This is a genomic window from Coleofasciculus sp. B1-GNL1-01 (assembly GCF_040220235.1).
Taxonomy (GTDB): Bacteria; Cyanobacteriota; Cyanobacteriia; order Cyanobacteriales; family Coleofasciculaceae; genus Coleofasciculus.
In genome coordinates, this window is sequence record NZ_JAVJTO010000071.1 from 12,732 (window position 1) to 35,802 (window position 23,071).

General features: G+C 46.3%; 14 protein-coding genes. 13 read left to right on the forward strand and 1 reads right to left on the reverse strand.

The genetic code is table 11. The annotated features are described in order from the left end of the window. Positions 1–335: 335 nt before the first annotated feature. From clpB to RID53_RS17670, 9 genes are all read left to right on the forward strand, one after another. Positions 336–2,999, forward strand: a complete 2,664-nt coding sequence (gene clpB, locus RID53_RS17630; RefSeq protein WP_446389336.1) for an ATP-dependent chaperone ClpB — start codon at positions 336–338, stop codon at positions 2,997–2,999. Between the two features lie 247 nt (positions 3,000–3,246). After that, positions 3,247–4,230 carry a hormogonium polysaccharide biosynthesis glycosyltransferase HpsE gene (gene hpsE, locus RID53_RS17635; RefSeq protein WP_446389337.1) on the forward strand — a complete coding sequence of 328 codons (984 nt, stop codon included), beginning with the start codon at positions 3,247–3,249 and terminating at the stop codon, positions 4,228–4,230. Positions 4,231–4,433: 203 nt separating this feature from the next. Beyond that, a complete protein-coding gene (gene hpsE / locus RID53_RS17640; protein ID WP_446389338.1) occupies positions 4,434–5,402 on the forward strand; it encodes a hormogonium polysaccharide biosynthesis glycosyltransferase HpsE in 969 nt (322 codons plus the stop codon). Positions 5,403–5,651: 249 nt separating this feature from the next. Next, positions 5,652–7,634, forward strand: coding sequence for a molecular chaperone HtpG (htpG, locus tag RID53_RS17645; RefSeq protein ID WP_446389339.1), 1,983 nt, complete (start codon positions 5,652–5,654; stop codon positions 7,632–7,634). Positions 7,635–7,869: 235 nt separating this feature from the next. After that, on the forward strand, positions 7,870–8,988 hold the full coding sequence (locus RID53_RS17650) for a polysaccharide pyruvyl transferase family protein (RefSeq protein WP_446389340.1): 1,119 nt from the start codon (positions 7,870–7,872) through the stop codon (positions 8,986–8,988). Positions 8,989–8,994: 6 nt separating this feature from the next. Then, on the forward strand, positions 8,995–9,939 hold the full coding sequence (locus RID53_RS17655; protein WP_446389341.1) for a glycosyltransferase: 945 nt from the start codon (positions 8,995–8,997) through the stop codon (positions 9,937–9,939). A gap of 138 nt (positions 9,940–10,077) precedes the next feature. Further along, the gene (locus tag RID53_RS17660; RefSeq protein ID WP_446389342.1) at positions 10,078–11,883 is read left to right on the forward strand and encodes an asparagine synthase-related protein; all 1,806 of its coding nucleotides are present in this window, start codon (positions 10,078–10,080) and stop codon (positions 11,881–11,883) included. Between the two features lie 5 nt (positions 11,884–11,888). After that, a complete protein-coding gene (locus RID53_RS17665) occupies positions 11,889–13,073 on the forward strand; it encodes a hypothetical protein (RefSeq protein ID WP_446389343.1) in 1,185 nt (394 codons plus the stop codon). Positions 13,074–13,151: 78 nt separating this feature from the next. After that, entirely contained in the window at positions 13,152–14,396 is a 1,245-nt protein-coding gene (locus tag RID53_RS17670; protein WP_446389344.1) for a sulfotransferase domain-containing protein, read from the forward strand. 58 nt (positions 14,397–14,454) lie between these two features. Here RID53_RS17670 and RID53_RS17675 read toward each other — a convergent pair whose 3' ends face one another. After that, complete coding sequence (locus RID53_RS17675) at positions 14,455–15,243, reverse strand: hypothetical protein (RefSeq protein ID WP_446389345.1); 789 nt, start codon at positions 15,241–15,243, stop codon at positions 14,455–14,457. A gap of 210 nt (positions 15,244–15,453) precedes the next feature. Between RID53_RS17675 and rpmB the strand changes: the two genes are divergently transcribed. From rpmB to hpsC, 4 genes are all read left to right on the forward strand, one after another. Next, positions 15,454–15,690, forward strand: coding sequence for a 50S ribosomal protein L28 (gene rpmB / locus RID53_RS17680; protein ID WP_446389346.1), 237 nt, complete (start codon positions 15,454–15,456; stop codon positions 15,688–15,690). 589 nt (positions 15,691–16,279) lie between these two features. Next, on the forward strand, positions 16,280–21,211 hold the full coding sequence (hpsA, locus tag RID53_RS17685) for a hormogonium polysaccharide biosynthesis protein HpsA (RefSeq protein WP_446389347.1): 4,932 nt from the start codon (positions 16,280–16,282) through the stop codon (positions 21,209–21,211). 38 nt (positions 21,212–21,249) lie between these two features. After that, complete coding sequence (gene hpsB, locus RID53_RS17690) at positions 21,250–21,963, forward strand: hormogonium polysaccharide secretion pseudopilin HpsB (RefSeq protein WP_446389348.1); 714 nt, start codon at positions 21,250–21,252, stop codon at positions 21,961–21,963. Positions 21,964–22,019: 56 nt separating this feature from the next. Beyond that, positions 22,020–23,048 (forward strand): hormogonium polysaccharide secretion pseudopilin HpsC, encoded by a 1,029-nt coding sequence (gene hpsC, locus RID53_RS17695; RefSeq protein ID WP_446389349.1) that lies wholly within the window; start codon positions 22,020–22,022, stop codon positions 23,046–23,048. The last annotated feature ends 23 nt before the right edge of the window (positions 23,049–23,071 follow it).

Genomic DNA, 23,071 nt, shown 5'->3' on the forward strand with positions numbered 1-23,071 from the left:
ATTTTTGGGGAATCTATTTTATTGTGTTACCTGTCCTGTAGGGGCGAGTCGCGGCACTATCGTTATTGCCGGGGTTTATCTTCTGAAATCGATTCGAGGTTGCTCATTCTCGGTGACAATGGTATCAACTCAGTTGGCTCATATTCAACGTAATTGCCTAAATCTTCCACAACAGTATCAGGGGGGAGCGGCTCATCCGGCGATAAGGGTAAACCGCCACGTCCAGTGACGATAAATGTGTTCTCTACGGCTATTTCACTTTTATCGAGAGTAGATTGTTATACTGCCACTGGGAGATACTATTCAATCAAGACTCGATAACTAGATAACCACTCATGCAGCCCACCGACGCCAGCAAATTTACCGACAAAGCCTGGGAAGCGATCGTTAAATCCCAAGACGTTGCCCGCCGCTGTCGCAATCAACAGCTAGAAGTTGAACATGTGGCGATCGCACTCTTGGAACAAGAGGGGTTAGCCGCCCGGATTCTGTCACGGGTGACGGTGGATGTGCCGACATTTAAGCAGCAATTGGAAGCCTTCGCCAATCGCCAAGCTAAGGTGAATAATGTTGACCAACTCTACCTGGGGCGAGGCTTGGATATTATGCTGGATAATGCCGAGGCATCCAGAGTCGCCCTGGACGATGATTATATTGCGGTTGAGCATTTACTCTTGGGATTAGCCGCCGATGAACGCATCGGACGCCGCTTGTTTAAAAGCTTTGACCTGGATAGTCCCAAACTCGAAGCCGCGATTAAAGCGATTCGGGGTTCCCAAAAAGTCACCGATCAAAGTCCGGAATCCCGCTATGAAGCGCTAGAGAAATTTGGGCGGGATTTGACCGAACAAGCCAAAGCCGGGAAACTTGATCCGGTAATTGGGCGGGATGAAGAGATTCGTCGAGTGGTGCAAGTCTTATCCCGACGTTCCAAAAATAACCCGGTACTCATTGGGGAACCCGGTGTCGGTAAAACCGCGATCGCAGAAGGATTGGCACAACGGATAATTAATGGAGATGTGCCAGAATCCCTCAAAGAACGCCAGTTGATTTCCTTGGATATGGGGAGTTTAATTGCGGGGGCGAAATATCGAGGGGAATTTGAAGATAGACTCCGCGCCGTCTTACGGGAAGTTACCCAGTCTGATGGGCATATTGTCCTGTTTATTGATGAATTGCATACCGTTGTCGGTACCGGATCAGGTCAAGGAACAATGGATGCCGGGAATTTACTCAAACCCATGCTAGCGCGAGGGGAATTGCGCTGTATTGGGGCGACAACCTTAGATGAGTACCGCAAGCATATTGAAAAAGACGCCGCCTTAGAACGACGGTTTCAACAGGTACTGGTACGGCAGCCGACGGTGGACAATACGATTTCTATTTTACGGGGACTTAAGGAACGTTACGAAGTTCACCATAATGTCACCATTACCGACTCCGCCTTAGTCGCCGCCGCGACGCTATCGAATCGGTATATTAGCGATCGCTTTTTGCCCGATAAAGCCATTGATTTAGTGGATGAAGCCGCCGCCAAGCTGAAAATGGAGATTACCTCCAAACCCGTAGAACTTGAAGCGATTGATCGCAGGCTGATGCAGCTAAAGATGGAAAAGCTATCCCTAGAAGCCGAAAGTCAGCGTCAGGGTGTCGCCGCCGTTAGTAGTGCCTATCAGTCGTCTCAGGAACGGTTAGACCGGATAGAGCAAGAAATAGAACAACTCGAAACCAATCACCAACAGCTTAACGGACAATGGCAATCGGAAAAACAACTCCTAGAAGAAATTAACGACCTGAAAAAAGAAGAAGACCAACTTCGGGTTAAAATCGAGCAAGCCGAACGCGCCTATGATTTAAACCAAGCCGCCCAGCTTAAGTATGGACAACTCGAGGTACTCCAGCGCGATCGCGAGGCAAAAGAGACGATGATGCTGGAACTCCAAGCAAAGGGTTCCGCCTTACTCCGAGAACAAGTCACCGAAGCCGATATTGCCGAAATTGTCGCCAAGTGGACAGGGATTCCCGTAAAACGGTTACTGGAGTCAGAACGCCAGAAACTCTTGCAGCTAGAAGGACATCTGCACAAACGAGTCATTGGGCAAGGAGAAGCCGTGGAAGCCGTCGCCGCCGCCATTCGTCGTGCTAGGGCGGGGATGAAAGATCCCGGACGCCCCATCGGTTCATTCCTCTTCTTGGGACCCACAGGTGTGGGGAAAACGGAATTGGCGCGGGCTTTGGCACAGTTCCTTTTTGACAGCGAGGATGCTTTAGTCCGAATTGATATGTCCGAGTATATGGAGAAACACGCCGTTTCCCGGTTAATTGGCGCACCTCCCGGATATGTTGGCTATGAAGAAGGGGGACAACTCACCGAAGCCATTCGCCGTCGCCCCTACTCGGTAGTGTTACTGGATGAAGTGGAAAAAGCACACCGAGATGTATTTAACATTTTATTACAAGTCCTTGACGACGGACGCATCACCGACTCCCAAGGGCGAACCGTGGATTTCCGCAATACGATTATTGTCATGACCAGTAATATTGGCAGTGATCATATCCTGAATGTAGCGGGAGATGATGCCCAATATGAGGAGATGCGGAAGCGAGTCACCGATGCCTTAAGAAAGCAATTTCGCCCCGAATTCGTCAACCGTGTCGATGATATCATCATCTTCCACACCCTGACGCGCAAGGAACTGCGGCAAATTGTCGAGATTCAACTGCGACGGATTGAACAGTTGTTAGCGGATCAGAAAATCTCCATTGAACTGTCATCGACGGCGCAAGACTATGTGGTGAATGTCGGGTATGATCCCGTCTATGGGGCGCGTCCTCTGAAACGGGCAATCCAACGGGAACTGGAAAACCCAATTGCCACGAAGTTATTAGAAAACACATTTGGGGCGGGAGATACAATCCTCGTTCATTGTGTGGATAACGCCCTCACCTTTGAGAAAAAGGAGGCGGTAAATTTGCCGGAACCGCAATCGGTACATTGAACGGGTTTCGTAAAAAATCTTCATTAAAGTTTTAGGAGAATCTCTCCCGAATTCAGCTACTATTCAGTTAGGAGCAGAATCCAGGACAGGGGCATCTCTAAAAAACTTTAAACGTTCGTAGTAAGCGCTTTAGCGCCATCATTAGCGCCATCAGTGCCTCAGCACTAACTACAAACACTTAACCCGATTGTCTTCTAAACCAGGCAAAAGTGACATTTGACTTTTGACCTTTAACGTTTGACTTGTTATGTCCCTTACCTTCACCGTCGCGATTCCCACGTATAATGGCGGAAGCCGAATCCCCGAAGTATTAGAACGACTGCACCGCCAAACGGGTACAGAATCGATTCGCTGGGAAGTTATCGTTATTGATAATAACAGTACCGATAACACGGCTGAAATTGTTAAAGCGTATCAGGAAAACTGGTCTGCCGACATTCCCCTACGATACTGCGTTGAAGCAAGACAAGGGGCAGGATTTGCCCGACAATTAGCCGTTAAGGAAGCCCAAGCCCCCCTAATTGGATTTTTAGACGATGATAACATTCCCGCCCTAAACTGGGTGGCTGCCGCCGTTGCCTTTGCTCAAGCCTATCCCAAAGCCGGTGCCTATGGCAGTCAAATCCATCCCGACTTTGAAGTACCGCCCCCCGACAGCTTAAAACCGATTCTACCCTTTTTAGCGATCGCAGAACGCGGTGACCAACCCTTTCGCTACGAACCCCGCCACAAATTATTACCCCCTTCAGCCGGATTAGTTATCCGAAAACAGGCTTATCTGGATAGTGTTCCCAATCAACTGATTTTAACAGGCAGAATTCAGGGAAATATGCTCACCGGGGAAGACTTGGAAATGTTAAGTTATATGCAGCTCAACGGCTGGGAAATTTGGTATAACTCAGCCATGGAAATTGACCATAAAATCCCCCAGAAACGCTTACAGCGAGACTATTTAATCCCCTTTATGCGTGGCATTGGACTCAGCCGTTTTGTCACCCGCATGTTAAGCGTCAAACCTTGGCAACGCCCCTTAGCTTTTGTTGCCTATACCGTTAACGACTTGCGGAAACTCATTATTCACAGCCTTAAATATCAGGGGAAACGTCAATCGGATTTAGTCGCCGCTTGTCAATGGCAACTCGTTTTGAGTAGTTTAGAGAGTCCATTCTATTTATACAAAAATGGCTATTTTAATCACCCGAACCAAATCATTACCCTAAAAGGTAAGTAGGTGGGTAGAAAAAAACATCATCAATACTGTTCGATTAAGGGGAGATGGGGAAGATGAGGGAGATGGGGAAGATGGGGGAATTGTAGGGGCGGGTTTTACCACTAACCTTTGCTTTGCACCCTAATATAACTAAACCCGCCCCAAAGGATTACCAGCATTCTGCGACGAATGACCAATGACGAAAGACCAATGACCAATGACCAATGACTAATGACAAAACAATGTCTATAGACTTCACCGTAGCGATTCCCACCTATAATAGCGCCAACCGTTTAACCAAGCTATTGGATAAACTGCGACAGCAAACAGATTTAGACCAAATTACCTGGGAAATAATTGTTGTTGATAATAACAGTACCGATAATACCGCCCAAGTGGTGCAGGAGTATCAAGAGAATTGGCTAGCCGATGTTCCCTTAACCTACATCCTGGAACCGGAACAAGGTGCCGCTTATGCCAGATTACGGGCAGTAAAAGAAGCCCAGGGGGAACTGATTGGATTTCTGGATGATGATAACTTACCCAATCCAGATTGGATAGTCCAAGCACATACTTTTGCCAAAAACCATCCCCAAGCGGGTGCATTGAGTGGGCAAATTCATGGAGAGTTTGAAGTTGAACCGCCGGAAAACTTTCAACGCATCCAAGCCTTTTTAGCCATTCGAGAACATGGTTCTACGCCTCATCAATTTGAACCGCAAAACTTGAGACTTCCAACAGCAGCGGCGTTAGTGGTTCGTCGAAAAGCTTGGCAGGAAAGCGTTCCCCAACGTCCTCATTTAAAAGGGAGATTGGCAGGTTCAATGTTGGGCGGAGAAGACTATGAGCCACTACTTTACATGCATAAAGCGGGGTGGGAAATTTGGTATCATCCCGATTTGCATACCTATCATCAAATACCCCACTGGCGATTAGAAAGGGATTATTTACTCTCTATTTCCCGGGGGTGTGGGTTAGCCACCTGCCAGCTACGGATGGTGAATGCTAAACCTTGGCAGAAACCACTGATTATTATTCGCAACCTTTTAGGCAGCTTGCGTCGAGTTGTTTTGCAGTTTCTTAAATATCGGGGGCAATTCAAGACTAATCTAATTGCAGCTTGTGAAATGGAATTTTTTTGGGGAAGTTTAATTAGTTCATTTTTGGTTGTGAAACGAAGTTCATTAACATAAATATAAACTTGAAGCGAAACTCAAGGTATTGCCAGATAATCCCCAAGTTGCTGTCGTCTATAGAGGGATACTAAAACGGTTGAAAACGTTGTTTCGCCATAAACCGTTAACTGGAGTTGCGCCAGTCAGCCCCCTCCGAAGTCTCAAGTGAGGAAATCCGAATCTTATCCGTGGGTCATCCCCTCCTGAAAACTAGCCGCGATCGCGCAAAATCATCAGTGAACCCTAAACCTATATGGCGTTATACCTATGACTGTACTCGAACAGGGAAAAATCACCATTCATACTGAGAATATCTTTCCCATTATCAAGAAGTCGCTCTACACCGACCACGAAATCTTCTTGCGGGAATTGATTTCCAACGCCGTGGACGCCATCCAGAAGCTGAAGATGGTGTCCTACTCTGGGGAAGTGGATGGAGATGTGGGGAACCCAGAAATTACCATTTCCCTGGATAAAAATAACAAAACCCTCTCCGTCTCCGATAACGGGATTGGCATGACCGCTGAGGAGGTGAAAAAATATATTAACCAGGTTGCCTTCTCCAGCGCCGAAGAGTTTATCCAGAAATACCAAAAAGACGCCGACCAGCAGATTATCGGTCACTTCGGCTTGGGATTCTACTCCTGCTTCATGGTGGCGAAGAAAGTCGAGATTGATACCCTCTCCTACCAAGCCGAGGCTGAGGCGGTACATTGGTCCTGTGATGGGTCTCCCCTGTTTGAACTGTCGGAGTCGTCCCGCAAAGAACGGGGAACCACGATTACGCTGACGCTACAGGATGAAGAGACCGAATATGTCGAACCCGCCCGGATTCGCCAACTGGTGAAGAAGTACTGCGACTTCATGCCTGTACCGATTAAGATGGATGGCGAGGATCTCAATCAACACAAGGCACTGTGGAAACAATCACCACGGGATCTCAAGGATGAGGACTATTTAGAATTTTATCGCTATCTGTATCCGTTTCAGGAAGACCCCCTGCTGTGGGTGCATCTGAAGACCGATTATCCGTTTTTGTTGAATGGGATTCTCTATTTCCCCAAACTGAAGCCAGATGTAGATGTGACCAAAGGTCATATCAAGTTATTCTGTAATCAGGTTTTTGTCAGCGATAACTGCGAAGAAGTTATTCCCAACTTCCTCATGCCCTTGCGCGGGGTAATTGATAGTCCCGATATTCCCATCAATGTGTCCCGTTCCGCCCTGACTAATGACCGGACGGTGCGCCGGATTGCTGATTTCATTGCCAAGAAAATTGCTGACCGTCTCAACCAACTGTATACTGAGCAACGGCAAGACTATATCCGCTGCTGGCAAGATGTGGGCACCTTTGTTAAGTTTGGGGCGCTGAATAACGATAAGTTCAAAAAGCAAGTCGAAGATATCATTCTCTATCGCACCACCTTTTCTGGGGAATCAGAAAGCCAAGCAGAGACACCGGAGGTAGAGGTGCAGTCGCCAGAAGACGATGCTTGGCAAGAGGTGAGTCCATCCGCCGTGAATCAGGATGAGCAAGGGCGAACCTATACGACGCTGAAAGAGTATTTAGACCGCAACAAAGCCAAGCACGAGAACCACGTCTTCTACTGCACCGACGAAGCCGCCCAAGCCACGTATGTGGAACTGCACAAGAATCAGGGCTTAGAAGTCCTCTATATGGACTCGTTTATCGACACCCACTTCATTAGTTTCCTGGAACAGGAATACTCTGATGTGAAGTTCTCGCGGGTAGACTCGGAGTTAGATAATACCCTGGTTGACCAAGATAAGGCGTCGGATATCGTTGACCCCAAAACCAATAAGACTCGTAGCGAACTGATTAAGGAGTTATTTGAGCAAGCGATAAACAAGCCCAAGGTTAATGTGAAAACCCAGGCGCTGAAATCCGATGACCCTCAAGGGACACCGCCAGCGATGGTACTGTTACCAGAAGCTATGCGACGGTTACAGGATATGACCGCCCTATTGCAGCAGCAAGCGGCGCAGTTTCCAGAGGAACATATTTTGGTCGTGAATACGGCACATCCCTTGATTCAGAATTTAGTCGAGATTAGTCAAGGGAGTATTGTCCAAGGGGCGGGTTCATCGCCGAGTGGGGAACTAGCCAATCAAATTTGTCAACATGTCTACGACTTGGCATTAATGGCGCAACGGGGCTTTGACGCCAATGGCATGAAGGCGTTTGTCGAACGGTCGAATCAGGTGTTGACACGATTAACAGGTCGTTAAGCGCAAGTTCTCCCGCAGTGCGGGAGAACTTCAAGGTTAGATTGAGCCAGTCTCTTTATATACCTATATTCGTAGATATTAAAAAGCAAAGAATTATGAAGATGCTCCTCAAAAATCTTTATGGAAATTTCATATTAAACTTCAAAGCCTCAGACCAATATCTGTTAAAATGAGAGGGCTAATGAGAAAAAAACTGAATACAAAATAAATTAGGGACTATTCAAAACCGATATCAATGATAGATCATCAGCAAAGCTCTCTAGATCTTTCAAGTTCTGAGAAAATCAAGAAGGTTCTTCAGGAAACCCTTGCCACTATAGAACCGTTTGAACAATGTGCGTTACTCGATTATCCTGACTATCTCAATATCGGAGATCATCTAATTTGGCTGGGAACTGTATTCTATCTCAAGAAAATCCTTAAAACGCAGATTAAGTATACAGCGACCGTGAAAAACTTTTCTGAAACCGAAATGCTTCAGAAAATCGGTGATGCTCCTATTTTGTTTCAGGGGGGAGGAAATTTAGGCGATTTGTGGCCCGAATTGCAAGAATTTCGTGAGCGCGTAATTGCTAAACATCATAGTCAACCGATTATTATTTTACCCCAAACTATTTATTTTGAAGATCAGAACAAACTAAACCAAGCCGCCGAAATTTTTAATGCTCATCCAAATTTGACTATTTTTGCCCGAGAGAACTACAGTTATGAAACTGCCTGCCACTATTTTTCTAACTGTAAGGTGCTAAAAGCTCCTGATATGGCATTTAATCTTGTCAATATGCCAGGATTATCATTTTCGGTCAGTCAGGATAATTCTATTTTGTATCATTGTCGGAGGGATTGTCGGAATTTTGCCCAAGAGTTAACGGAGCTAAACAACCTAGTCGTAGAAGACTGGGTATCCTATCAATGGCTGCAGAGGGATAGTCTCAAAAACCCAGAAGCCTGGTATTGGAAAATTCCCGGTTTAGTTCGATTGATTCGGGAAGGCTGGCAACGAGGTTTAACCAGTCCTGGGGAATGGATATCCCGTCAACGTTGGCATACGAATCATCCTTACATCGATAAATTATCCTCTATTGACGAGCCATCCTTATTTTACAAGTCTTGGGATTTAATGCATAGCGGCATCTATCAATTAAAGCAATATCCTTGGCTGATTACGAACCGAATGCATGGACATATTCTTTCTATTCTTCTAGGAATCCCTCATCTGTTTTTACCGGGAACTTATCACAAAAATAAGTCCTTTTATACAACCTGGACTTATCAACTACCCTTTTGCCAATTTTTTGAGGATAATTCTCAAGCTAAAGCCTATATTTATCAGAGATTAAATAAACAAAATTAAAATAACATGAATCCAATAATATCTGTTATTTTACCCGTTTATAATGGCGAAAAGACGATTAAAGAAACAGTACGCTCTGTTCTCAGTCAAACATTTTCAGAGTTTGAGTTAATTATAATTAACGACGGTTCTGCCGATTCTACAGTAGACATTGTTTCCAGTATTGAGGATGAGCGAATCCAGGTATTTTCATATCCAAATGCCGGACAGCCAGCTAGTCGTAATCGGGGGATTGCTAAAGCGCAGGGTGACTATATTGCCTTCATTGATGCCGATGACCTTTGGACAGCCGATAAGTTAGAGGCGCAGTACAAAGCCTTGCAAGACAATCCCCAAGCTGCCCTAGCTTACAGTTGGACAGATTGGATTGATGAATCAGGAGAGTTGTTAAAACGGGGTAGCTACATTACAGAGAGTGGAGATGTATTGAGTAAGCTACTCTTGAATGATTTTGTGGCGAATGGCTCTAATCCATTGATTCGACGGCAGGCTTTACTCGAAGTCGGTGGATTTGATGAATCCCTCAGCAATGCCCATGACTGGGATATGTGGCTGCGATTAGCGGTTAGGTATCCCTTTGTCGCCGTGGCATCACCCCAGGTGTTATATCGTAAATCGACGAGTTCCATGTCGGCTAATATTTGGGGGATGGAACGCTCCAGTATCCAAGTGATTGAAAAGGCATTGAATCAAGCCCCGGCTTCCCTGCAAAATCTCAAACCAGGGATTCTGGGAAATCGCTACAAATACTTGACGTATAGAGCCCTTGAATGGCCCCTAGAACGCAAAAAAGGTTTTGCCGCACTTAAGTTTCTCACCACAGCTATTCGATATGACCCATCCTTACTGCTGCGATTTAAACTCATCGTGATCGTTTTAACTAAGATTGGCATGGCTATTCTCATACCGTCTCACCTAAGTCGGGGCGCAAAAATGAAAATTGGCGGTTAAGTCCGGTCAATTAAACAGGGGTTCCCGTTCGGGATAAATTATCCAGTACCATTCGACATCCACGTCAATCAACTTTATAGTTGAATGGATTAAGAGAAAATCGGTAACGTTAAATTTTATCCAGATAAAAACTTAATTATGGCTAACTTTGTGGCAATTGTAGATCCCAATAGTGAACGACGATCGCACTATATCAAAACCATTCAACCCCTATTGCCACCTGTCGCCGGATTGATCAGCAATTCCTGTGCAGTAGAGAACTTTGAAGCCATCTGGGCAGCTAATCCGAATGCTCCCATCAGTTGCGTCGCAGATACCGAGGGAACAGCCGTGGTGTGGGGAGAAGCAATAGCTACCCATCAATCAGAACCCCTGAGTGCGCCCCATCTGCTCAAGCTATGGAAAGACTCACAGACTCACAGTTTTCCTCCCTTTGACGGCTTTTATGCCGCGATCGCATATCATCCTAATTGGGGACTCTCGGTTGCCGCCGATTTGCTCGGTTTGTTCCCGGTGTACTACTACACCCATGGAGACATCGCCCTGATTGGTTCGAGTCCAGAACTGTTTCGCTATCATCCCCTGTTTACTGCCCAATTTAATCCTCGGGGCTTAGTCGGAATTCTGCTCACCAATGGCACGTTTGAGGGTCAAACCCTGTGGCAGGATGTTTATCGACTCGCTGCTGGATATTGTCTCAAGTGGCAACCCCATCAGAAAGCCCAAGAGATTCAACAATATCAAATTCCCCAGCCTAACTCCCATAAAAATTATCAGACGCTTTCGTTTGATCAGCAACTCGATGTCTTAGAGCAAGCCATTGACCAAGCCCTCACTCGCCAAGCCCCCGCCACAGCACGCCATGCTCTACTCCTCTCCGGAGGACTCGATTCTCGCACCTTGGCTGGATTGCTACACCGTCGAGGCGTTGAGACAGTGGCTTTGTCCCTCGGTGTCAACGCAGATATCGATATGCAATGTGCCAAGGCTGTTGCTCGTACCCTGGGTATGGAACATCATCACCTAACCATTCCCAGTGACCAGTATCCAGGGTACGCGGACTTACTGGTCAAGTGGGAGCATTTGGTAAATGGGTTTAACTGGGTAATGGATTGGGGGATTTACTCCTATTTGCAGAATCTCGCGCCGCGAATCGTTGGCGGTCATTCCCTCGGACCGATTTTAGGGATAAAAGTGGCGTACTCGCTGCCGAATCAACCTTTATCATTTGATACATTTTTTGGCGGAGGGGTGAATCGGTGGGGATTCTCGCCGCCATTTCTCGAACAACTCTTACGCAAAGAGGTATTTGGGGATCTCGTCAACGAAACCATTGCTCGCATCCGCACCACCTATGAAAGCTATGCCGAGGATGAGTTTCGACGCGCCTGGTGGTTTGATCTGTACCATCGGCAACGGTTTCACATCGGCTGTTCCGGGTGGCAACTCAGCTTTGGGGCGTGGCCCGTTTTTCCGTTTTTGGATTGGCAGGTTCTGGAAACCACTGGCACCTTACCCGTTCAAACCATCGGTAAGCGGCGGGGTGAGAATGAATTACTGCGGACTCGATTTCCCCAACTGGCTCAGTTACCCTTGGATCAGAAGAATTTTAATGTGGAACCATTGCAACCGAGTCCCTGGCGTCAGCAGCTAGCCCCCTGGTTTGGATTGCAGCGCAAGTGGCGCAGATGGTTACACAAACAGGGGATTGAGCGGCGCTATTATTATCGCATCTATAACATTAATGATGCCGGATGGCGACAGGTGCGTCGTCAGGCAGAACCCTACCGGGAGCAAGTGGGGCATCTGTTCCATCTGGATGTTCTCAATCAGGTGTTGCCCCCACCAGAGGCATCGATACAGTTTAAGGCGGATTCGATTATGGAAGCCTCTGGTCTCAAGCTATTACTAGGATTTTTGTTGTGGTCTAAGGATCATCTGTAACTGAGATGGCTCAAATTCATCTGTGGCCCGAAGAAACGATGACCGTTGATGGTTCGACAACGGTGAGTGTGACGCTTGAACAGCCGGAGGGGGAGCGAACTCGGTTATGGTATCGTCTCCCGGTGGAGTATGGTTCCTCTATTACCCCGAGTTGTGATCCCTTTGTCGTAGCAACCTTGATGCTGGCGATGCGCCAGTCAGCGGATGTGGTGGTTCATGGTCAGGTGTCACCGTCTCTACTCCGTAATTTGATGGAGTTTCAGGCGGCGTGGGTATGCTGGCGTCCCCACCGTTACCATTTGATTGAACTGACGGCTGAGGTGGAGCAAGAGTTAACGCCGACTGAGGATGCCACCCGTACCCTGGTTGCTTTTTCTGGGGGTGTGGATAGTTGTTTTACTCTATTTCGGCATCGGACGGGACGTTGTGGTCGGCTACAGCGCAATGTACAAGGGGGGTTAATGGTGGTGAACTGGTATGAGCATAACCAAAAACCCCAGGCACAACTTGACCGTGCGGCTCAAAAGTCCCAGCAAATGTTGGAGAGTTTGGGGGTGCCATTGATTCCCATGGCAACCAATTTCCGGGATTTTCCCCAGGATTGGGAAGAAACCCATGGAACAGCAATTGCCTCGTGTTTGATGCTGTTGCAAGGCGGATATGGCGGGGGGTTAATTGCTAGTACCGAACCCTATCAAGCGCTGATTCCTTGGGGGTCTAATCCGGTGACCGATCATTTATTATCGAGTCATTCGTTCCAACTGATTCATGATGGTGCTGCCTTTACCCGGATTCAAAAAGTTGCCCAAATTGGGGATTGGTCTGAGGCATTACGAGGGTTACAGGTGTGCTGGCAAGGTCAAGATAAAGACCGCAACTGTGGGCGTTGTGAGAAATGTGTGAGAACTATCTTGAATTTCCGGGTGGTTGGTTTGAGTTTACCGGAGTGCTTTGAGCAAGATGTTACCGATAGGGCGATTTTAAGGTTGAGGGGATTGAATCCGCTTCAGATTGCCGAGTTAGAACAAATTTTGCGAACGGCTCAAGGGAAATCGATTTCCGCATCATGGGTGGATGCCTTGAGTCAATGTATCCAGACGAATAAACGGCTCAGACGATTGAATCAGGTGAAGGATGCCGTTAAAGGCGCTCTGTCTAACTCCATGAAAATGCATCGAGGAAAACGGTAATCAAAACGTTCAAACAAAACGCTTTAGTTAACCCGATGAATGGTACAATCTACCCCAAAGAATCATAACTATGGGTGTATGAAATTAGAATCCATCATCAAACTGCTTTCGGAGCAAGAGTTTGTTGAGATTCTCAGGCGAATTAAAAATGATGATCGGCAACAGGAAGCCTGTCAACTTATCCGTTATTGGGAACTTAGCGTGGCTGATGTGATCCGACTGCGGGCAAAAGATGTAACAGTGGAGGGCATCCAACTTCCTCAAAGGTTTATTAACTGGAGTGAAATACCAGCTCAGACAGCCCCCTTACGATTGAAACTGTTAGAATTCGCTCAAATGGCGGATCTAGAGGAACGCCTATTTGAAACCAGAAAACCTGTTTTAGAAGGAGTTTGGGATTTAGAACATCGCTTTTTACAGGGGTGGAAAGACTGGCAGACCTATCAGGACTTGGCTGAGCTAGATATCTCGGCTCGATTACCTAATTTTTTAGTTTTGGGAACACCTAAATCGGCAACGACTTGGCTGCATAGTTGTTTAAGGGTTCATCCAGAAATTTTTGTCCCGGCAAAGAAAGAGTTAGAATTTTGGGGAACTCATCACTATTATCGGGGAATCAATTGGTATAAGAGGCATTTTGTCGATTGGCATGATCAGAAAAAAGGTGGCGAGGTTTCTGTGAGTTACTTTGCTTCACCAAATGCACCTGAACAAATCTCGAAGCAGTTGGATTGGGAGCGGGGATCGTTGAAGTTGATCGTTATTCTCCGAGAACCTTTGAGTCGGGCGTTATCTTGTTATGCCCATTGGGTGTTGAATGGTGAGGCACCGAGAACGTTTGAGGAAGCGCTAAAGATTGGTTTTTTTCGCAAGCAATTATGTCATAATTTACATTATTCCCGTCATTATGAACGTTATCTTAAGTTTTTTTCGGCTGAGCAGATCTTAATTGTTTTGTTTGATGATATTAAGAAAAATCCCCTAGGGGTACTCAGGCGTGTGTTTGATTTCCTAGAGGTTCAGTCAGATTATTATCATCCTGTCTTTGCTAAAAAAATCAATATTGGATGCTCTGTCAAAAATCTGACGTTACACTATTGGCTACATCATACTGGGGTTTTCTGTCAGCATACCTTACCAGAACAAATGGGTGATACGGCAACAACTATTCTGAAGAAAATTAATCAGCGAGTTAATGTATCGCCAACGAAGTTTAAGCCGATAATTGATCAGGAACTTTATCAGCAACTCAAGCAGGAATTTCGTCCGAGCAACCAGCGACTGGCAGAGCTGACGGGACTTGATTTATCGGCGTGGAACTGATGCTTTGATAGCAGGATCAGGAAAAACTGTAGGGCGTCGGGTTGGCAGTGCGTTCCATTTAACCTTGGTTTTCATCGGCTAAAAATTCGGCGTAGGGGGTTTGATTAATGCTGTGGACAATTTCGTCATAGTTTTGAATATAATGAGAGAGAGGTAAGGCGGTGGTTCTTTTAAAGTGGGTTTTTACCGATACAGAGTCTATGCCTAAATAGTCAAAAATCTGATTAAGCGTGGTTTGATGATTTTCTGGGTTGAGCAGATCAGATTCGTACACTAAGGGGAGGTGAGGTAGGTCGGTTAATAGGTCTTTTTCTAGATTTAAATAGTTTAAGCGTCGTTCTATTTCTTTAATCAATTTTTCTGGGTTAATGTAAATTTTTTTGAGGTCAACGGTTTGACGAGATGTCAAATGCCATGCATTTCTCCGGTTAATAGCAATTAACATGGAAAGGGATTGTCGAAGAGCATTTAAGCGTTTTAAATAAATGATTTTCCATTCTTGGTTGTGTAACTGGGTCAAAAAGCTGTGGGGATCGATTTTCTGATCATCAGTAAGCTGATAAATTTTAACTTTAAACCCGTAGGTATTTTCCTGAATGCGGGCGGCTCTTCCTTGGACATACTGTAGGGGAAATAATACTCGTATTTTCCTCAGGATTTCGGTGTCACAGTGAATCGAAGGATGAGTGTTAATTAAATCACAGAGCAGTTGAGAGCCACTTCTTCCTTGGGCAAAGATGACAAATTTATTAGTTGGGAGAGTTGTTGGTAAGGCGGATAACAGATAAGCATATACTTCGCGGGTTTTTATGTGAACGAATAACTGCATGAATTCTGTATGATTCATTCCCTGTTCCCTGTTCCCTAATCTCAACCGTGCGTTACGCTACGCTAACACACCCTACAAATAAAGCCTTTGCGTAAGTCCTATAATGTTGACGGAATAAAAAAAATATGGTAAAGCGCGTCCGTGTAATTAGTGCCTAAAGGACAAAGACCAAACGACCAGGAACTAGCAAGATATGATAGAGAGCGGACTATAATTAGAGGATTAACCATGTCACGCAAATGCCAGCTAACGGGTAAGAAGGCAAATAACGCTTATGCTATCTCCCACTCCCACCGCCGGACGAAGAAGCTACAGCAAGCCAACCTACAATCGAAGCGAGTCTGGTGGCAAGAAGGAAATCGCTGGGTGAAGTTGAAACTATCGACCAAAGCGATTAAAACCCTGGAGAAGAAAGGATTGCAAGCAATGGCGAAAGAAGCTGGGATTAATCTTCATCATTTCTAATCAGCCGATCCTACCCTTGGGAGGGAACAAGAGTAGTGCCGTGACCAAACTAAAGTAGGACTTTGTTTGTAGTGAGAACTTTAGTTCTCTAATCCCTAGCTGGAGAGGGCTAAGGTTCCCTCTCTACGAACTCTCGATCACAGTTCATCAAAACTTACGCAGTGGCAAAGGTGGGTTACGCTACGCTAACACACCCTACACATAGAGCCTTGGCGTAAGTCCTATTCATGTCCTCAGCTAGGTGTTGACGAGTGAAGGCTGTCTGCGGCTACAGGTGGAGACTGAATTTAACTCAGGGGTGATCAGTTTCTTTGTCAAACTGGGTAGGATAGATGTAGGAGTCTGTGACGAGGTTGAGAGCAAAGACGCAGACCGAAAAAGAAGGATGTTTTCCTTGCCTTACGTCTCCCTTGACGCTCTCTAGCTCAGTGGCAGATCCCTCTCTAGGTGTAAGCTTTTCCCTGTGAAAATTGATTAAAGTCTAAGCAGAGTCTAACGAACCGAAGTCCAATTCAAGGCTGAGTAGCGACTGGTGTATAGGTCGCTAGTCGATTTCTAACCTAATCCGCAGTTTGCCAGGAAACTGACCATGTCACGCCGTAAAACGCCTTTTAAGGTAATCCAATCCATCTGCCACAACGCTTTTAAGTTAGCCCAAACCTTAAGAAGGCGGGTGATGCAGTGGATTCTCCGAGCTTGGGTTACAGGGAGTCGTCGTCCGTCTAATCTAGCCAAATCAGGATTTATTTTACCCACGGTGACGATGGTGATGTTGGTCGTCATTTTATTGACCACCGCTATTATGTTGCGTTCTTTTGACCGGACGAAGAATGCAAGCAACTACCGCGTGAATGAGGTGGTTTTGAATGCTGCAACTCCAGCATTAGATCGAGCGAAAGCCAAAATAGCTCGACTCTTTTCTGAGGAAGAGACGGATTTGCAAGGGACAACCCCCCCCGATACAAACATCCACGCGGTTTTAAGTGAATCCCGCTATACCTTTGGCGATGAAACCCAGTTGAGATTAGTAGCTGATTTTACGGGGACGGATAATACAGAAACGTCTGGGGATAACACGATTCAGGACAGTGAACGACTAGATACGGCATGGAAGTTTCCTGTTGATACGGATAATAATGGCAAGTTTGATAGTTATACCCTGTATGGCATCTACTTTAGGGTTCCTCCAGTCGATTCTGCGGGGAAAACAGAGAGAGCCAGAGGTGCTACCGAAGCGAGAGCCTTACCCATGGACACCGGAACATTGCAGGGATGTTCAGCGCTTCCAAGTGCAGGTGGGTGGTTTGAAACTGGCGGGAAGTTGAAAAAAGCCTTTTTTGTGTATGTGGCGACGGTGCCAATTAAGCAAGACGATCTTGTGGATCTAGGGCTAGATAATGACACTAAATATGAAGCCTACACCGGAAACCAAGGCTTTTCTGCCCTAGAAATGCAGCAAGACCAAGCGCGGTTGTCCCTAGATAATAATGCTGTTTGGTTCAACGATGATGTGGAGGTTACGAATACAGAAGTCTTTCGTGTCAATGGTCGGATTCATACGAATGCTAATTTGCTAGTTAGAGGAGTTGAATTTAGTGACCCAGAAGCAGGAGTACGTTTTTATCAAGTTAGCAGTCGGGCATCCTGTTTTTACGATCCAGAAAACGCCAAAATGATAGTCGCGGGAAATGTCACCAATGGGGGAATTCGACAAACTAGTACTAGCCTGAGTGGGAATGACATACCTGTAGACATTGATTTATTCCAAGGGACACAACTAGGAAATACTACAGGCGACGAGATTAAAGAAACAGATATTAGTGGAACTGTTGGTGTTCTTGAGTCTAAAGGGACAGTTAACGAAGCAGGTAGCAAGGTAGCGTCCAACAATGCCGCATTTGATAATCGCATTGATTTAATGGTTCAAGCCGCTCTGGCGCTGCATCCTGATCCTGATGAGGATGCTGATCCTAGCTCAGTGGCAGGTGTGAGTCGATATGGAGACGAAATCAGTGAAGAGTTTAACGATAAGTACGATGCAGCCGCTCGCGACCCAGACTTGCTCGAAAAAGTTCTCACCACGTACTTTAAACGGCGCACTCGTCGCGTGTCCTATGCTGAAGTTAACTATGAACCACCTGATGACGGTCTGGGAAGTTATACAGTAGCGAATGTGCTGGGTAGCACTAATCCAATTCGACCGCCGGATGCGTGGATGCAGATAGATAGCAGCAACACGAAGTTGGATTTTATTACTAGCGGGAGCACAATGGAGCTGAAAAAGACGAACCCCGCCTTGATTAACTCGGATGGGTTTGAAGAACTGCTCGGCGATCGCATTCTCGTGGGTAATAATTTACCCTACCGTTGGTTGAAAAGTGATGGTACATTGGCAGAGCCAAAAGAAGAACAACCCATAATCGGTGTGAATTGGAATAAACCCGATGGCACGGCGGACACAGAACAACGGGAACGAGTCAGCCGGATTGAAGAACTGGCGGATTTAGGAGATACGACTCGCAATGGCTTCTGGGAAAAAGCCGCCGCGAAAACCACCCAACAATTTGGCGATGAAGATTTAGCGGGTGGCTTGCGGGTGATTACTGGCGCGGGAATCTATATTGATGGTACGGCAGCGGCTGGTGGAACAGGTACAGGACAACGATTGGGAGCGGGGGTAGTTGCCGAACCGGGGGGAATAGGCTCATTCTTGCCATCTCCCCCACCTGTTACTGGAGTCGATACATTTACCTATAGTGGCACGACGTATGACCCCAATGATGCGACTCAGAACTTAGTGGTTTGGCCCGACACGATGCCAATGTCTGGGTGGAACGATGTCAATGGTAATGGTGTAATCGATGCAAACGAACAAGCCAAAGGCGACCTGCAAATGAGAACCACCGTGGTTTATCACTATGCTGATAGCTCAGGAAACGATCAGTTACCGTTAGCCTGCATCGCGACCTACTACGACCCGACTAATCAAACGACGGCTGTAAACACTGGAAGTGATCCACGCTTCTCACTCAATGGTGTCAGTTTTCCTGCAAACAGCACGGCTGATCGATCCACCCTGATTACTAACCGTTTAGCTCGGCAAGCCAGCATGGTTTTCCCAAATGGGCGATTTGTTAACGAACCGCTACGCACGGCACTAGAACATGATGCTAGTGGCGAACCCCTAACACTTGCAGATAATGCCGCGATTGATGCAGCAGTTTGTGCCTTGGATATTGTAGATGATATTGCTGCGGATGGTGCGATCGGTACGAGTACAACCAGTGTTTTTGATGATGATGATGCTGACGGTATTCCAGCAATTCGCGAGAAGTCTTTTCTAGATGCCAGACAGGTTAAGGCGCTTCACAAGCTAAATTCTGGAAGTACAGTTCTGGCAGATATCAACGCTCCTACTCAACTACAAATTGCGCAAACGCCAGCTAACTTAACCACCCAGTACGACTTAGCAATTGAAGAACGTCAACCCTTAGAAATTCGGGTGACCGAAATCAATCTGGATGAAATTCGCACAGATACGATTGGGAGTGATAAATTACTCCCCTATACTGGCATTATCTACGCCAGCCGGGATGACGCGCTGCTTGACCAAAGTGACCCAAGCGGTGGCTCTTCAGCAACTGACTTTAAACTCGACCCTACTCGTCGTCCTAATGGTATCCGACTGATCAATGGCAGTACAGTCGCTCGAAGTAGCACGAATGAATTTGTTACTGATGAGAAAGGGTTGATTTTAGTTTCCGATTTACCTGTCTATATAAAAGGTGATTTTAACCTTCACGAAGCCCCAGGAGGAGGAACTGAACTTGAGGAATTTAAGAGTGGGGATACCCTGGATGCTGACTACGGCAATTTTTACACAAGGGGATTAACAGCAACCGATAACTACAACCGGAATGATCAGTTTGCCCGTCGTGAAAGTGGCGGCGGTGATATGTGGAGAGCCACCCGGATTTTCGCTGATGCCGTTACCTTGTTATCGGGTGACTTTAACGATGGCTACCGCAGTGATGGCGACTACGACCTGAACAATAATATCGGCAATCAAGCTGTGGCGGCTCGGTTACAAAATGGATTCTGGTGGAATGATTATGCGACAAGCCGAGATTATTGGTCAGGAACAAATAATAGTTTCCCAGATGATAGTAATGATAGTAACCAAAGTTCATATTTCCTCAATGGTGTCACTCCAATCCAGCGCCGGGTAAATTTTCCTGAGTATCTGATGGAGTATTGCCGCAAGTTACCTGTTTCTGAATGTGGACCAGGGGACTGGTTCATTGGATATGACGTTAACGGAAACGGAAATTTAGATGATTCAGAAGCCGACCTAAACACTGAATTAGGGAGCGACATAGATTTAGATGCCGATGGCACCAACAACGAAGCCGATGTTTTTGAGCGGGATGTAAATTCCTATCAGTTGGCTCAATATTTAGGTTTAGGGGCTCTAAATGCTTCAAAACTCGGGGCAGGAACAACGGCTCAACCCGCATTGGTTCCGTCAGAGCGACGCTATCCCCGTCGGGTTGCCTTTGCCAGAGATGCCAGTAATAATCTCATTGAAGAGGGTACTCCTGGTAGCCAGGACTATCAGCCGTTGGGAGTAGGTTGTCCAGGAGGTAGTCCACTTAAAACTTTTGCAAACAGATGTACGGGTAGTAGTGTTCCAACCAAAACTGACAATGCTCTCTGGTTTGCCACAATTAAAGATTCTAGTGTTGTCGGCAATGCCAATGCTGGCAACATGAGATTTAATGACAATGGACTTTTATGGTACGAACCTCCTACTACCAACCAAGGTCAACCGTTGTTAGTACCAATCTTACAGCTCCACACCACTAATCGCACTGCGACACTGCCGAACAATGAGACAAGACTAAAAGATGCTCCCAATAACAACTGGTTCCAGCAAGCTACGACGACAACATTTAACGCCGTCTTAGTCATGGGAGACTCGCCCTCAAGACCTGGTCAATCTGATCCTCCTAATGCAGCTGGACTAATTGCCGAAACGGGTGGTGGCTTATCCAACTTCCCCCGATTCCTAGAAAACTGGGACGGGGAGACGGCAGAAATTCGGGGTAGCTTTATTCAGGATAAAAAGAGCGTCTTTGCCACAGCACCGTTCACAGCGATATCTGACTCAGGAATCGATACCTCTCTATTCTTTGACACAGCTTATTATCGTGATGACAATGATGACGGTTTCCGTTATCAAGTCGGTGCTTCTCGTCGCCGAGCTCCCTACTACGACGCACCTACACGGGCGTGGGGTTATGATGTGGGCTTACTGTCCCAAACTCCTGACCTATTCTCTAAACGATTTGCAACGCCGTTCGCCGGAAGCCCTGATGAGTTCTACAGAGAGGTGCGTCGTAATGATCCTTGGATTCAAACCTTACTCTGTGGGGCGACACTCGACAACGGAGATTTTGAGGAACATGCTGTTCCCAGTGCTGCTCAAGGTTGTCCAGCAGACAATAAATACAATAGCTAATCCCCGTCGAATCGTAACTGATAGCTGAGGTTTAAACCATGCTCAAGCCGCCAAACCATCCTCCATCCTCATCCAGTCAATCGGGTTTTACGATTATCGAATCGTTGATTGCGATTATTGTAGTTAGCATCTTGATGATTGGTCTCTCACCAGTGATTGTTCTCTCCGTCGCGACTCGTGTACAGGCAAGGCGGGTAGAACTGGCAACCCAAGCAGCAAGAGATTATGTGGATGGGGTTCGCAGTGGGGCGATTGACCCTCCCGGAAACACTGTCAATGTTGGAGACAAGAATAAAAACCTCTCCAAGTTTGCTGATGAGGCAGCCCCGAATACCACCTTACCAACCTGTAACACGAATGCAGGACAATACTGTAGTGATGATCCAAACACAGGTTTGTACTGTGTAGACCGGGATGAGAGTGGGGGTTGCGAGAATAATAGTGCCAAAGACATGATTGTTCAAGCCTTTCGCAGTGTTTACGAAGATGGGAATGGAGACGTAGTTAATGACTCTGAAAAAGGCTACTTACTCGGTATCCGCGTGTACAGAGCCGATGGGTTCCAAAATGACGGTAATTTGGAAACGGGTCAAACCCAGCTAGCATCAACGAGCGGATTAAGGGTAAGCGATCGCAAAGATCCCTTGTTCAAGTTAACCACGGAAATTCCACCGCCAATTCAAGCTAATCCCGCCGACGCTGATTCTGCCTATCAGGATTTCTGCGATCGCTTGGGGGGTTGTGTTAATTAATTGCCGTTTATCCTTGCTCACTGTTAATCAGAACACTTATATAAACTTGCAGGATAATGAATAGACTCCACTACTATCTCATAACTCAGCGCAAACGCCGCCAGCACCAGCCAAAAACAGCAGGTTTTACCTTAATTGAAATTCTGGTTGCTCTAATCATTGCGGCTCTGATTATCACGCCCTTGCTGGGATTTATGCTCAATATCCTCACGACAGATCGTCGAGAGCAAGCTAAAGCAAGCACAGAACAAGAACTTCAAGCCGCTCTAGATTATATTACCAGAGATTTAGAACAATCCGTTTATATTTACGATGCTAAAGGTATAGGCAATATTAAAAATCAACTGCCTACGGCTCCAGCCGACATGGCATGGGAACCTGTTCTCGTGTTTTGGAAACGGCAAATTATACCTGATATTATCCCAATTGGGAGTGGGACTAACTGTGCATCGTCTCCCGGAGCATGTGATGATGCTTTTGTATACTCCTTAGTCTCATACTTTCTGACGAAAAAAACCAACTGTAGTGCAGATACGTGGTCTTGTACCGCTCAAATTCGCCGATTTGAAACCCGAGGCGCGGCTAAGGATCTCGATGGCGATACTGCCACTGGTGAAACCGTAGATCCGGGTTTTAATTCATTCCTATCACTGCTAAATCAGCAACCGGGTTCAAGTGTTCCCGGTGATAATTTATTTGAACAGCGAATGAATAGTTGGCAAAAAGATACCGGAGATTATCTAAGGAATTCCCAAGTTTTGATTGACTATATTGACCAAACTACCAGTGCTGTCCCAGCAGTAACCTGTTCTAACGAAACCGAAACGAATAACGCAGGAAATACTGTTACTCGATGGGAAGAAGTCCCTGCCAGTACTGTGAATACCGACTTTCAAACTGAGAGCTTTGTTGCCTGTGTTGATCCATCTCGCACCACCGCTAAAGTTTCCTTAAGAGGCAATGCCTTAGCTCGAATCAAACCGAAAAATAACCCTCCAACTTATAGTGAAGACGACTCGGTCTATTTCCCAACCGCAAGTATCCAAGTACAAGGGCGGGGATTTGTTGAAGATGAAGAGGAATAATAATCAGGGGATAGAAGGTCGAA

Coding starts and splice junctions, on each gene's coding strand:
- hpsE (WP_446389337.1), top strand. CDS start 3,247: ATGTCCCTTACCTTCACCGTCGCGATTCCCACGTATAATGGCGGAAGC.
- clpB (WP_446389336.1), top strand. CDS start 336: ATGCAGCCCACCGACGCCAGCAAATTTACCGACAAAGCCTGGGAAGCG.
- RID53_RS17655 (WP_446389341.1), top strand. CDS start 8,995: ATGAATCCAATAATATCTGTTATTTTACCCGTTTATAATGGCGAAAAG.
- hpsC (WP_446389349.1), top strand. CDS start 22,020: ATGAATAGACTCCACTACTATCTCATAACTCAGCGCAAACGCCGCCAG.
- rpmB (WP_446389346.1), top strand. CDS start 15,454: ATGTCACGCAAATGCCAGCTAACGGGTAAGAAGGCAAATAACGCTTAT.
- hpsE (WP_446389338.1), top strand. CDS start 4,434: ATGACTAATGACAAAACAATGTCTATAGACTTCACCGTAGCGATTCCC.
- htpG (WP_446389339.1), top strand. CDS start 5,652: ATGACTGTACTCGAACAGGGAAAAATCACCATTCATACTGAGAATATC.
- RID53_RS17670 (WP_446389344.1), top strand. CDS start 13,152: ATGAAATTAGAATCCATCATCAAACTGCTTTCGGAGCAAGAGTTTGTT.
- hpsA (WP_446389347.1), top strand. CDS start 16,280: ATGTCACGCCGTAAAACGCCTTTTAAGGTAATCCAATCCATCTGCCAC.
- RID53_RS17660 (WP_446389342.1), top strand. CDS start 10,078: ATGGCTAACTTTGTGGCAATTGTAGATCCCAATAGTGAACGACGATCG.
- RID53_RS17665 (WP_446389343.1), top strand. CDS start 11,889: ATGGCTCAAATTCATCTGTGGCCCGAAGAAACGATGACCGTTGATGGT.
- RID53_RS17675 (WP_446389345.1), bottom strand. CDS start 15,243: ATGAATCATACAGAATTCATGCAGTTATTCGTTCACATAAAAACCCGC.
- RID53_RS17650 (WP_446389340.1), top strand. CDS start 7,870: ATGATAGATCATCAGCAAAGCTCTCTAGATCTTTCAAGTTCTGAGAAA.
- hpsB (WP_446389348.1), top strand. CDS start 21,250: ATGCTCAAGCCGCCAAACCATCCTCCATCCTCATCCAGTCAATCGGGT.